The sequence below is a fragment of the Pseudomonas sp. genome (assembly GCF_049645325.1).
Taxonomy (GTDB): domain Bacteria; phylum Pseudomonadota; class Gammaproteobacteria; order Pseudomonadales; family Pseudomonadaceae; genus Aquipseudomonas.
The window spans coordinates 1-12,496 of sequence record NZ_JBARTQ010000363.1 but is presented as its reverse complement, the minus strand read 5'-3'; the positions used below and the strand labels follow the sequence as shown (position 1 = coordinate 12,496).

Genomic DNA, 12,496 nt, shown 5'->3' with positions numbered 1-12,496 from the left:
TCTGATACACCGCATTCGCGAGCAAGCCCGCTCCCACAGTTGATCGCATTTCAAGTCTCACACAGCAGGGGTTTTGAGGCCGTTTCGACGGCCTTTTTTTTCGCCTGGCGTTTGTTGGATCTCATATGCATTTTAAGAATAAACAAATAAAAAAATAAGATTTAAAGATATATAAATATGCTGATAGGGTCTGTTCCATCTTGGCGACATCGTCACACAGCGAACCGCCGACACTTGCTCAAGGAATACCTGCATGCTGGTCGTAACACTTGGAGGCAGCCCCAGCCAGCGTTCCCGCTCCGGGGTCTTGCTGGATAAAACCCGTCAGTGGTTGCAGCAAAAAGGCGTGGAAGTGGTGAGTTACCAGATACGCGACTTCCCGGCCGAAGACTTGCTGCACGCACGCTTCGACAGCCCCAAGGTCATCGACCTGCTGCAACAGGTCGCCAATGCCGATGGCCTGGTGATCGCCACGCCGGTGTACAAAGCCTCGTTTTCCGGTGCGCTGAAAACCGTCCTCGATCTGCTGCCCGAACGCGCGCTGGCCCACAAGATCGTATTGCCTATCGCCACCGGCGGCAGCATCGCCCACATGCTGGCGGTGGACTACGCCTTGAAACCGGTGTTGTCGGCTCTCAAGGCCCAGGAATTGCTCCACGGCATCTTTGCCGAAGACAGCCAGATCGCTTACGGCGAAGGCAGTGCCCAGGCGCAACTGGTGCCGGTGCTGGAGCATCGTCTGCACGAGGCCCTGGAAACGCTCTATGGCGCCATGGCCCGTCGTCCGAAGCCCATTGATCCGAATGTGTTGAATGATCGTTTGTTGACTGCTCGCTGGAGCATCTGAGCCTTACCGGATTTTGTCGTACTCACCTTACTCAGCCGCCAACGGCCAAGCAGGTGCAGCCAACCCCCCTGATCGCATTTTTTGGAGAGAGCGCCATGCGCACTGTCATCTTGCGTCGTGGTCTGGTCGCACTGTTTGCTGCGGCTGTGTCCTTCGGCGCCATTGTTCAAGCCCACGCCGCCGAGACGCTGCGGATCGGTTATCAGAAATACGGCACGCTGGTGCTGCTCAAGGCCAAGGGCACCCTGGAAAAGAGCTTGGCCGCCCAGGGCGTGCAGGTGCAATGGACTGAATTCCCAGGCGGGCCGCAATTGCTCGAAGGCCTGAACGTCGGTTCGATCGACTTTGGTGTCACCGGCGAAACTCCGCCGGTCTTTGCCCAGGCGGCCGGTGCCGACTTGCTCTACGTCGCCTATGAGCCACCAGCCCCGACCAGTGAAGCGATCCTGGTGCCGAAAGACTCGCCGATCAAATCCGTGGCTGAGCTCAAGGGCAAGAAAGTCGTACTGAACAAAGGCTCCAACGTGCACTACCTGCTGGTACGCGCCCTGGAAGATGCCGGCCTGAAATACACCGACGTGCAGACCGTGTTCCTGCCGCCCGCCGATGCCCGCGCCGCATTCGAGCGTGGCAGTGTCGACGCCTGGGTCATCTGGGATCCGTACCAGGCTGCCGCCGAGAAACAATTGCAAGCCCGCACCCTGCGTGACGGCACCGGCATCGCCGACAACCATCAGTTCTACCTGGCCACCAAGCCGTACGCCGAACAACACCCTGAAGTGATCAAGGCGTTGGTGGAAGAAGTGCGCGCCGTGGGCGAATGGTCCAAGGCCAACCCGCAGGAAGTTACCGAACAAGTCGCGCCGCTGTTGGGCTTGCCGGCGGACATCACCCTGACCTCGGTGAAACGCCAAGGCTACGGCGCATTGTTCCTGACCCCGGAAGTGGTCGCCGCGCAGCAGAAAATCGCTGACAGCTTTTACCAACTCAAATTGATCCCCAAGCCCTTGAACATCAAGGACGTGATCTGGACGCCACCCGCCACCGTCGCCAAAGCGCCGTAATCCGACTTCTTCAGGAGACAACTCCATGAGCCTCAATATTTTCTGGTTCCTGCCTACCCACGGCGACGGCCATTACCTTGGCACCGCAGAAGGCGCTCGCGCCGTCGATCACGGTTACCTGCAGCAGGTGGCCCAGGCCGCTGACCGCCTGGGTTTTGGCGGGGTGCTGATCCCCACCGGTCGCTCCTGCGAAGATTCGTGGCTGGTGGCCGCATCGCTGATTCCGGTGACCCAGCGTTTGAAATTTCTCGTCGCCCTGCGCCCCGGGATCATTTCCCCGACGGTGGCTGCGCGTCAGGCCGCGACTCTGGACCGTCTGTCCGGCGGCCGCGCACTGTTCAACCTGGTGACCGGCGGTGACCCGGAGGAACTGGCTGGCGACGGTTTGTTCCTCACCCACGAAGAGCGTTATCAGGCGTCGGTGGAATTCACCCGCATCTGGCGCCGCGTGCTGGAAGGCGAAACCGTGGATTACGACGGTCAGCACATCAGCGTCAAAGGCGCCAAATTGCTCTACCCGCCGATCCAGCAACCACGCCCGCCGCTGTACTTTGGCGGTTCCTCCGAAGCCGCCCAGGACCTCGCCGCTGAACAAGTGGAAATGGTGCTGACGTGGGGCGAGCCGCCAGCGGCTGTTGCGGAAAAAATCCAACAGGTGCGCGCCAAGGCGGCAAAGCATGGGCGCACCGTGCGCTTCGGCATCCGTCTGCATGTGATCGTGCGTGAAACCAACGCCGAAGCCTGGCAAGCCGCCGACAAACTGATTTCGCATGTCGACGACGAAACCATCGCCCGCGCCCAGGCGTCACTCTCGCGCTTTGATTCGGTGGGCCAGCAGCGCATGGCCGCCTTGCATGGCGGCAGCCGCGACAACCTCGAAGTCAGCCCCAACCTGTGGGCCGGCGTCGGCCTGGTGCGTGGCGGTGCAGGCACTGCGCTGGTGGGCGATGGCCCGACAGTGGCGGCCCGCGTCAATGAATACGCGGCACTGGGCATCGACACCTTTATCTTCTCCGGTTACCCACACCTGGAAGAGTCGTACCGGGTGGCCGAGTTGCTGTTCCCGCACCTGGATATCGAACGTCCCGAGCTGCCCAAAGGCGCCGGGTATGTCAGCCCGTTCGGCGAAATGGTCGCCAACGACATCCTTCCCAAAGCTGCGTCACAGAGCTGAGGCGCCGCCATGAACCTTGAAAAACTGAGCCACCGTGTGGCGCCCTGGGTGCTGCCGATTTTATTGCTGGCGGTGTGGCAGTTGTCGGTGTCGGCGGGCTGGTTGTCGACGCGTATTCTGCCCGCGCCCAGCGCCGTGATTGAAGCCGGGGTCAACCTGGTGCGCACCGGCGAAATCTGGACCCACTTGGCGATCAGCGGCTGGCGTGCAGGCCTGGGCTTTGCGATCGGTGGCAGCATCGGCCTGATTCTGGGCTTTATCACCGGCCTGTCGAAGTGGGGCGAGCGCCTGCTGGACAGTTCGGTGCAGATGATCCGCAACGTGCCGCACCTGGCGCTGATTCCGCTGGTGATCCTGTGGTTCGGCATTGACGAGACCGCGAAGATTTTCCTGGTCGCCCTCGGCACGCTGTTCCCGATTTACCTGAACACCTACCATGGCATCCGCAACGTAGACCCGGCGCTGGTGGAAATGTCGCGCAGCTACGGTTTGTCCGGGTTCAGCCTGTTTCGCCAAGTGATTCTGCCGGGCGCGCTGCCGTCGATTCTGGTCGGCGTGCGCTTCGCCCTGGGCTTTATGTGGCTAACGCTGATCGTGGCGGAAACCATCTCGGCCAGTTCCGGTATCGGTTACCTGGCAATGAATGCCCGTGAGTTCCTGCAAACCGACGTCGTCGTCCTTGCCATTGTCATGTACGCCATCCTCGGCAAGCTCGCTGACCTCGCCGCTCGCGGCCTGGAGCGTGTATGGCTGCGCTGGCACCCGGCTTACCAAGTGAATAAAGGAGGTGCGGCATGACCGCTCAACAACCTCCGCGCCTGCTTAAAGGCATCCCGCTGGCGGTGCGCAAATTGCGCAAGGCCTTTGGTGCGCGGGAAGTGCTCAAAGAGATTGATCTGCATATTCCTGCGGGCCAGTTCGTGGCTGTGGTCGGCCGCAGCGGTTGCGGCAAAAGTACCTTGCTGCGCCTGCTCGCCGGTCTGGACAAAGCCAGCGGTGGCGAGTTGCTGGCCGGTTCCGCGCCGCTGAGCGACGCGATTGAAGACACGCGGCTGATGTTCCAGGAAGCGCGCCTGCTGCCGTGGAAAAAAATCATCGACAACGTGGGCCTGGGCCTTAAAGGCAACTGGCGCCCCAAAGCGCTGGACGCCCTGGAAGCGGTCGGCCTGGCCGAACGTGCCAATGAATGGCCGGCTGCCTTGTCCGGTGGCCAGAAGCAGCGCGTGGCCCTGGCCCGCGCCTTGATTCACCAGCCGCGCCTGCTGTTGCTCGACGAGCCATTGGGCGCGCTGGATGCCCTGACCCGCATCGAGATGCAGCAACTGATCGAAAACCTCTGGCAGAAGCACGGCTTCACCGTGTTGCTGGTGACCCACGACGTCAGCGAAGCCGTGGCGATTGCCGACCGGGTGATCCTGATCGAAGACGGCGAAATTGGCCTGGACCTGATCATCGACCTGCCGCGTCCACGCGCCCGGGGCTCACATCGCCTGGCCGCGCTGGAAGCTGAAGTACTCAACCGCGTGCTGTCATTGCCGGGCTCGCCGCCCGAACCTGAACCTGTTTCACCGCTGCCTACGCAACTGCGTTGGGCTCAATAACTCACTTGTCCTACACAGGAAGAACACCATGACTATTAAAGCCATCAACGTGCGTAACCAGTTCAAAGGCACCATCAAGGAAATCGTCGAAGGCGACGTGCTGTCGGAAATCGACGTGCAGACCGCGTCCGGCATTGTGACGTCCGTGATCACCACGCGCTCGGTGAAAGAGCTGGAGTTGGTGATTGGCAGCGAAGTGATTGCCTTTGTTAAGTCCACCGAGGTGTCGATCGCCAAGTTGTGATCGAGATTTGCGGCGCTCTTGAGGCCGTCTTCGCGAGCAAGCCCGCTCCCACATTTGAATGCATTCCAAAGTTGGAACCCGGTCAAATGTGGGAGCGGGCTTGCTCGCGAAGAGGCCTGCCCAGCCACCACAAGGCTCAACGTTTGGGCAAATATGCCGGCAGGTAAAGCCCCACATACGCATCAAACACCCGCATCCCTTCCTCGGCCATGCGCGGGGTAATCTGCCCGTGCTGATGCACCGAGCGTGCGTACACGCGGTCGCTCAGCTCCAGTGCCAATGCAAACACATCCACGTCGCCGGGCAATGTCGGCACGTCGAAGTGGCGATTGAAGACTTCGAGCATCAAATTCCCCAACTCCAGATCATGCTGGCGGTCAGCCTGAGTCACTTCGGTAAGCCCATGCTGGGCCAGGATCAACTGGCGCGCGGCGGCGTCGTGCTCGTAGACCGTGAGCATGCGCTGTTCGACGATGCACGAAAGATCGCGCCAGTTTCGCAGTGAATCATGCTCGATCGGCGCCTGAATCGCCGCGCGGAAGGCCGCATGCACATCCGCCGTCAACGCTTCCAGCAACGCCGGAACGCTGGCGAAAAAGTGATACACCGACGACGGTGGAATCTGCGCGCGTTCGGCCACGCTGTAGATCGACAAACCGGCCACGCCTTCGGTCGCCAGCAGCGTGCGGGCGGCATCAAGGATCGCGTCGATCCTGGCCTGGCTGCGGGCGCGAGGTTTGCGAGGGGCGGCGGGGCGGGTGGTCATGGAAGTCTCCTACAAGGCAGCGGGCATTGTATGAGCAGGAGTCTGTGTTGTCTGCCAGGGCCTCATCGCAGGCAAGCCCGCTCCCACCTTTGAATGTGTTCACAAATCAAAATGTGGGAGCTGGCTTGCCTGCGATGAATACACCTCGGTCGCCCGGAAAAACCCATAAAAAAACGCCACAGACCAAAAGCCTGTGGCGTTTTTAATGCCGCCGCCGTTTAGACGGTATGCAGATACCAGTTGTACTCAAGGTCGGAGATGGAGTGTTCGAACTCCTCCAGCTCACTTTCCTTACAGGCGACGAAGATATCGATGTATTTAGGATCGATGTACTTGGCCATCACCTCGCTGTCGTCCAACTCGCGCAGGGCATCGCGCAGGTTGTTCGGCAGGCTCTGTTCGTTCTGCTCGTAGCTGTTGCCTTCCACCGGTGCGCCAGGCTCGATCTTGTTGGTCAGGCCGTGGTGCACGCCTGCCAGAACCGAAGCCATCAGCAGGTAAGGGTTGGCGTCAGCGCCGGCCACACGGTGTTCGATACGTACGGCATCCGAGGAGCCGGTTGGTACGCGAATCGCCACGGTGCGGTTGTCCAGGCCCCAGCACGGCGAGTTCGGCACATAGAACTGTGCGCCGAAACGGCGGTAGGAGTTGACGTTAGGGCACAGGAACGCCATTTGGGCGGGTAGGGTCTCCAGCACACCGCCGATTGCGTGACGCAATGCGGCGTTCTGCTCGGGATCCTCGCTGGCAAAGATGTTCTTGCCGTCCTTGTCCAGGATCGAAATGTGGACGTGCAAACCGTTGCCTGCCTGGCCTGGGTAAGGCTTGGCCATGAAGGTGGTGTCCATCTCATGGTCGTAGGCGATGTTCTTGATCAGACGCTTGAGCAGTACCGCGTAGTCGCATGCCTTGATCGGGTCGGCGACGTGGTGCAGGTTCACTTCGAACTGCGCCGGGGCACTTTCCTTGACGATGGCGTCGGCCGGGATGCCTTGCTCTTTGGCCCCTTCCAGAATGTCCTGGAGGCAGTCGACGTATTCGTCGAGGTCGTCGATCAGGTAGACCTGTGTCGAGTGCGGGCGTTTGCCGGAGATCGGCGAGCGGGGCGGTTGTGGGCGGCCGTTCACGTTCTCCTGGTCGATCAGGTAGAACTCAAGCTCGAAGGCGGCGCAGATGGTCAGACCGAGGTCGTCAAATTTGCTTACAACTTGGCGGAGCACTTCGCGAGGATCGGCGAAGAAAGGTTCACCTTCAAGTTCGTGCATGGTCATCAGCAACTGCGCGGTTGGGCGCTTTTGCCAGGGTTCATTGCACAGGGTGTCGGGGATTGGATAACAGATTCGGTCAGCATCACCGATGTCCAGACCCAGGCCGGTGCTTTCCACCGTCGAGCCATTGATATCCAGGGCAAATAAAGAGGCAGGCAGGTTAATGCCCTTCTCGTAAACCTTGTGGAGGCTGGTGCGTTCGATGCGCTTGCCGCGCACCACACCATTCATATCCGCAATTAGAAGGTCTACGTACAGAACCTCAGGATGATCCTTAAGGAACGCGTTCGCTTCGTTAAGCTGAACGGCACGCGGGGGTACCGACATGATGCAACACCTTTGTTGTTAAAAATATCAATCATTGATCTTTTCTGGTTTCAGTCAACCCGAACGGCATGCCGAAGTCAAGCGAGGCCTTTTTTGCCCTAAAAAAGCGCCTTGAGGCCTTTTTTGGGGCTTTTTGGGGCGGTTTTTTGGGTTTGAAGGGCTTGGGACTCGCAGGCTTGAGCGGGCCGTGTTGTATTTTTTACGGGGGTGTTGTGTAAAAAAATGAACAAGGCTAAGCTCGATTCAAACCCATAACAGCAATAATACCGGGGTGCTTCATGTCTCGCCTGCCGTTAATCGGCGTCACCGCCTGCTCCAAACAGGTCGGTCTGCATGCTTATCACATCAGTGGCGACAAATACGTCCGTGCAGTGACCACCGCTGCCAAGGGCGTGCCGTTGATCATTCCGTCCCTTGGGGATCTGCTCGACCCGGCCAATATTCTTGACGGTCTGGACGGCATCCTGTTTACCGGCTCTCCTTCCAATATCGAACCCTTTCACTACGACGGTCCGGCCAGCGCGCCCGGGACTGCTCATGATTCTGCACGCGACCAGACCACACTGCCGTTGCTGCGTGCCGCGATTGCGGCAGGCGTTCCCGTGCTGGGCATTTGCCGTGGCTTTCAGGAAATGAACGTGGCCTTTGGCGGCAGCCTGCACCAGAAGGTTCATGAAGTGCCGGGCATGATGGATCACCGCGAAGACGACACCCAGCCGCTGGACGTCCAGTACGGCCCGGCGCACGCCGTGGCCATCTCCCCGAATGGGGTATTGGCAAGCCTGGGGTTGCCGCAGACGATTCAGGTCAACTCGATTCATTCCCAGGGCGTGGATCGCCTGGCGCCTGGTTTGCAAGTCGAGGCAACTGCGCCAGACGGGCTGATCGAAGGTTTTTCGATACCCGCGGGCAAGGCTTTTGCTTTAGGAGTGCAATGGCACCCCGAATGGCAGGTAAGCTCTAACCCGCACTATCTCGCGATCTTCCAGGCCTTTGGCTCGGCCTGTCGAAAGCGGGCGATGCAACGCGACGCGGATGCTGCGTCAACCAACGCCTGACCTTTAATGGATGTCAGGAAACACAGCCCAGAGGCATTTATGAGTAACAACCTCGACCAGCTCACCGATTGGTTGAAAGACCACAAGATCACAGAAGTCGAATGCATGATTGGCGACCTCACGGGGATCACCCGGGGCAAGATCTCGCCGACCAACAAGTTCATCGCCGAAAAAGGCATGCGCCTGCCCGAGAGCGTTCTGTTGCAGACCGTGACCGGCGACTATGTCGAAGACGACATCTATTACGAATTGCTCGACCCGGCCGACATCGACATGATCTGCCGTCCCGACCAGAACGCGGTGTTCCTGGTGCCGTGGGCCATCGAGCCGACCGCTCAGGTGATCCACGACACCTACGATAAGCAAGGCAACCCGATCGAACTGTCGCCGCGCAACGTGCTCAAGAAAGTGCTCAAGCTCTATTCCGACAGGGGCTGGCAGCCGATTGTGGCGCCGGAGATGGAGTTCTACCTGACCAAGCGCTGCGAAGACCCGGACTTCCCGCTGCAACCACCGATCGGCCGCTCCGGCCGCCCGGAAACCGGTCGCCAGTCCTTCTCTATAGAAGCCGCCAACGAATTCGACCCGTTGTTCGAAGACGTCTACGACTGGTGCGAGTTGCAGGAGCTGGACCTCGACACGTTGATCCATGAAGACGGCACGGCGCAGATGGAAATCAACTTCCGTCACGGCGATGCCCTGTCCCTGGCTGACCAGATCCTGGTGTTCAAGCGCACCATGCGTGAGGCCGCACTCAAGCACAACGTGGCCGCCACCTTTATGGCCAAGCCAATGACCGGCGAGCCCGGCAGTGCGATGCACCTGCACCAGAGCATTATCGACATCGCCACCGGCAAGAACGTCTTCTCCAACGAAGACGGGACCATGAGCCAGCTGTTCCTCAACCACATTGGCGGCCTGCAGAAATTCATCCCTGAATTGCTGCCGCTGTTTGCCCCCAACGTGAACTCGTTCCGGCGCTTCCTGCCCGACACCTCGGCGCCGGTCAACGTGGAATGGGGCGAAGAGAACCGCACCGTAGGCCTGCGCGTACCGGACGCCGGCCCGCAGAACCGTCGGGTGGAAAACCGCCTGCCGGGCGCTGACGCCAACCCGTACCTGGCAATTGCCGCCAGCTTGCTGTGCGGCTATATCGGCATGGTCGAAGGCCATAACCCGAGCGCACCGGTGGTAGGTCGTGGCTACGAGCGGCGCAACCTGCGCCTGCCGTTGACCATTGAAGACGCCCTGGAACGCATGGAAAACAGCAAGACCATCGAGAAATACCTGGGTCAGAAATTCATCACGGGCTACGTCGCGGTCAAGCGGGCCGAGCATGAAAACTTCAAGCGCGTGATCAGCTCGTGGGAGCGGGAATTCCTGCTCTTCGCCGTCTGATGCGCCGGGCGGGCCGTGGGAACGGCCTGCCCTCACCTGAAACATCTAGGAGATTGGTATGTCCAGCAACAACCCGCAAACCCGTGAATGGCAAGCCTTGAGCAGCGATCATCACTTGGCGCCGTTCAGCGATTTCAAGCAATTGAAAGAGAAGGGCCCACGGATCATCACCAAAGCCCACGGCGTTTACCTGTGGGACAGCGAAGGCAACAAGATCCTCGACGGCATGGCTGGCCTGTGGTGCGTGGCGATCGGTTACGGTCGTGATGAACTGGCTGACGCCGCCGCCAAACAAATGAAAGAACTGCCGTACTACAACCTGTTCTTCCAGACCGCTCACCCGCCCGTGCTGGAGTTGGCCAAGGTCATTTCCGACGTCGCACCGGCCGGCATGAACCACGTGTTTTTCACCGGTTCCGGTTCTGAAGGCAACGACACCATGTTGCGCATGGTCCGCCACTACTGGGCGATCAAGGGCCAGCCGAACAAGAAAACCATCATCAGCCGCAAGAATGGCTACCACGGCTCCACCGTGGCCGGCGCCAGCCTGGGCGGCATGACTTATATGCATGAGCAGGGCGACTTGCCGATCCCGGGCATCACCCACATCGCCCAGCCGTACTGGTTTGGCGAAGGCGGCGACATGAGCCCGGAAGAATTCGGTGTGTGGGCTGCCAACCAGTTGGAAGAGAAGATTCTGGAAGTCGGCGTGGACAACGTCGGTGCCTTTATTGCCGAGCCGATCCAGGGTGCCGGTGGCGTGATCGTGCCGCCTGAAACCTACTGGCCGCGCATCAAGGAAATCCTCGCCAAGTACGACATCCTGTTCGTCGCCGACGAAGTGATCTGCGGTTTCGGCCGGACCGGCGAGTGGTTCGGCAGCGACTTCTACGACCTCAAGCCACACATGATGACCATCGCCAAAGGCCTCACCTCGGGTTACATCCCCATGGGTGGCCTGATCGTGCGCGATGACGTGGTGGCGGTGCTGAATGAAGGCGGCGATTTCAACCACGGCTTTACCTACTCCGGTCACCCGGTGGCGGCGGCGGTGGCGCTGGAAAACATCCGCATCCTGCGCGACGAAAAAATCATTGATCGTGTGCATGCAGAAACGGCACCGTATTTGCAGAAACGTCTGAGGGAGCTGGCTGATCACCCGCTGGTGGGTGAAGTTCGCGGTGTGGGCATGCTCGGGGCGATTGAGCTGGTGCAAAACAAGGCCACGCGCAAGCGTTACGAAGGCAAGGGCGCGGGCATGATCTGCCGCACGTTCTGCTTCGAGAATGGCCTGATCATGCGCGCCGTGGGCGACACCATGATCATTTCGCCGCCGCTGGTGATCAGCAACGCTGAAATTGACGAGCTGGTGACTAAGGCTCGCCAGTGCCTGGACCTGACTTTGGCGGCATTGCAGGGCTAAGTGCTAGGCTCAGTGCGCAGCGGCTTCGGGCGCTGCGTCTGGGGAGTTGTATAAATGCAGGCTTTGGTTGAAAGCCGGCCTGCGAACTTGCCAGACTGTCGCCCTGTTTTGTTGCCCTTTGGAAGGGCCGTGAAACGACTGAAAAACGTGGCCCAAAAAAGAAAAAATTGGAGCATCACCAAATGAAGGCATTAGGTTTGAAGAACGCTGGCAAGACCCTCCTTGCCTTGTCCCTGATGGGCGCAATGGCAGGCGCGGCCCAGGCCGACAATAAAGTGCTGCACGTCTACAACTGGTCCGACTACATCGCGCCGGACACCATCGCCAACTTTGAAAAAGAGTCGGGCATCAAAGTGGTGTACGACGTGTTCGACAGCAACGAAACCCTGGAAGCCAAGTTGCTGGCAGGCAAGTCCGGTTATGACATCGTCGTACCGTCGAACAACTTCCTCGCCAAGCAGATCAAGGCCGGTGTTTACCAGGAACTGGACAAGTCCAAGCTGCCCAACTACGACAACCTGAACAAATCCCTGCTTAAAGCCGTGTCGGTCAGCGACCCGGACAACAAGCACGCCTTTCCGTACATGTGGGGCTCGATTGGCATCGGCTACAACCCGGAGAAGGTCAAGGCCGCGTTGGGCATCGACAAGATCGAATCCTGGGACACCATTCTCAAGCCGGAAAACCTCGCCAAGCTGAAAAGCTGCGGCGTAAGTTTCCTCGACTCGCCAACCGAAATGCTGCCGGTGGCATTACATTACCTTGGCCTGCCAACCGACACCCAGAAGAAAGCTGACCTCAAGCAAGCCGAGGACCTGTTCCTCAAGCTGCGCCCATCGATCGGTTACTTCCACTCCTCCAAGTACATCTCCGACCTGGCCAACGGCAACATCTGCGTAGCCGTCGGTTACTCGGGTGACGTGCAACAAGCCAAGTCCCGCGCGGCTGAAGCCGGGGGCAAGGTCAAGGTGGCCTACGACATTCCGAAAGAAGGCGCCGGCAGCTTCTATGACATGGTCGCCATCCCTAAAGATGCCGAAAACGTCGACGCCGCCTACGCGTTCATGAACTACCTGCTCAAGCCGGAAGTTATGGCGTCGATCACCAACAGCGTGCGTTTCCCGAACGGTAACGAGAAGGCCACCGCACTGGTCGACAAAGACATCACCAGCGACCCGGGCATCTACCCGCCAGCGGATGTGCAGGCCAAGCTCTACGCCATTGCCGACCTGCCGGCTGCGACACAGCGTGAAATGACACGCAGCTGGACCAAGATCAAATCGGGCAAGTAAGCCTTAAACCCTGTGGGAGCGGGCTTGCTCGCGA

General features: G+C 59.6%; 12 protein-coding genes. 10 read left to right on the top strand and 2 right to left on the bottom strand.

The window, feature by feature from the left end; genetic code table 11:
• The first annotated feature begins 253 nt into the window (after positions 1–253).
• From ssuE to WBB95_RS16065, 6 genes are all read left to right on the top strand, one after another.
• Entirely contained in the window at positions 254–847 is a 594-nt protein-coding gene (gene ssuE, locus WBB95_RS16090; RefSeq protein WP_424488488.1) for an NADPH-dependent FMN reductase, read from the top strand.
• A gap of 95 nt (positions 848–942) precedes the next feature.
• Positions 943–1,911: a sulfonate ABC transporter substrate-binding protein gene (locus tag WBB95_RS16085; protein WP_424488487.1), complete on the top strand. Its 969-nt coding sequence runs from the start codon at positions 943–945 to the stop codon at positions 1,909–1,911.
• A gap of 25 nt (positions 1,912–1,936) precedes the next feature.
• Positions 1,937–3,085, top strand: a complete 1,149-nt coding sequence (gene ssuD, locus WBB95_RS16080; protein WP_424488486.1) for an FMNH2-dependent alkanesulfonate monooxygenase — start codon at positions 1,937–1,939, stop codon at positions 3,083–3,085.
• A gap of 9 nt (positions 3,086–3,094) precedes the next feature.
• On the top strand, positions 3,095–3,883 hold the full coding sequence (gene ssuC, locus WBB95_RS16075; RefSeq protein WP_424488485.1) for an aliphatic sulfonate ABC transporter permease SsuC: 789 nt from the start codon (positions 3,095–3,097) through the stop codon (positions 3,881–3,883).
• Complete coding sequence (gene ssuB / locus WBB95_RS16070; RefSeq protein WP_424488484.1) at positions 3,880–4,686, top strand: aliphatic sulfonates ABC transporter ATP-binding protein; 807 nt, start codon at positions 3,880–3,882, stop codon at positions 4,684–4,686. Before ssuC ends, ssuB begins: the two co-directional genes overlap by 4 nt.
• A 28-nt stretch (positions 4,687–4,714) precedes the next feature.
• Entirely contained in the window at positions 4,715–4,930 is a 216-nt protein-coding gene (locus WBB95_RS16065; RefSeq protein WP_003213899.1) for a TOBE domain-containing protein, read from the top strand.
• 136 nt (positions 4,931–5,066) lie between these two features.
• On the opposite strand, the gene WBB95_RS16060 is transcribed toward WBB95_RS16065, so the two are convergent.
• Entirely contained in the window at positions 5,067–5,696 is a 630-nt protein-coding gene (locus WBB95_RS16060; RefSeq protein ID WP_424488483.1) for a TetR/AcrR family transcriptional regulator, read from the bottom strand.
• Between the two features lie 218 nt (positions 5,697–5,914).
• Complete coding sequence (locus WBB95_RS16055) at positions 5,915–7,291, bottom strand: glutamine synthetase family protein (RefSeq protein ID WP_003213894.1); 1,377 nt, start codon at positions 7,289–7,291, stop codon at positions 5,915–5,917.
• Between the two features lie 278 nt (positions 7,292–7,569).
• Here WBB95_RS16055 and WBB95_RS16050 point away from each other — a divergent pair, with 278 nt between their 5' ends.
• The 4 genes from WBB95_RS16050 (at position 7,570) to WBB95_RS16035 (ending at position 12,462) form a co-directional block, all read left to right on the top strand.
• On the top strand, positions 7,570–8,349 hold the full coding sequence (locus WBB95_RS16050) for a gamma-glutamyl-gamma-aminobutyrate hydrolase family protein (protein ID WP_424488482.1): 780 nt from the start codon (positions 7,570–7,572) through the stop codon (positions 8,347–8,349).
• 39 nt (positions 8,350–8,388) lie between these two features.
• The gene (locus WBB95_RS16045) at positions 8,389–9,747 is read left to right on the top strand and encodes a glutamine synthetase family protein (RefSeq protein WP_017139534.1); all 1,359 of its coding nucleotides are present in this window, start codon (positions 8,389–8,391) and stop codon (positions 9,745–9,747) included.
• A gap of 58 nt (positions 9,748–9,805) precedes the next feature.
• The gene (locus WBB95_RS16040) at positions 9,806–11,170 is read left to right on the top strand and encodes an aspartate aminotransferase family protein (protein WP_424488481.1); all 1,365 of its coding nucleotides are present in this window, start codon (positions 9,806–9,808) and stop codon (positions 11,168–11,170) included.
• A 197-nt stretch (positions 11,171–11,367) separates the two neighbouring features.
• Positions 11,368–12,462 (top strand): polyamine ABC transporter substrate-binding protein, encoded by a 1,095-nt coding sequence (locus tag WBB95_RS16035; RefSeq protein WP_424488489.1) that lies wholly within the window; start codon positions 11,368–11,370, stop codon positions 12,460–12,462.
• The last annotated feature ends 34 nt before the right edge of the window (positions 12,463–12,496 follow it).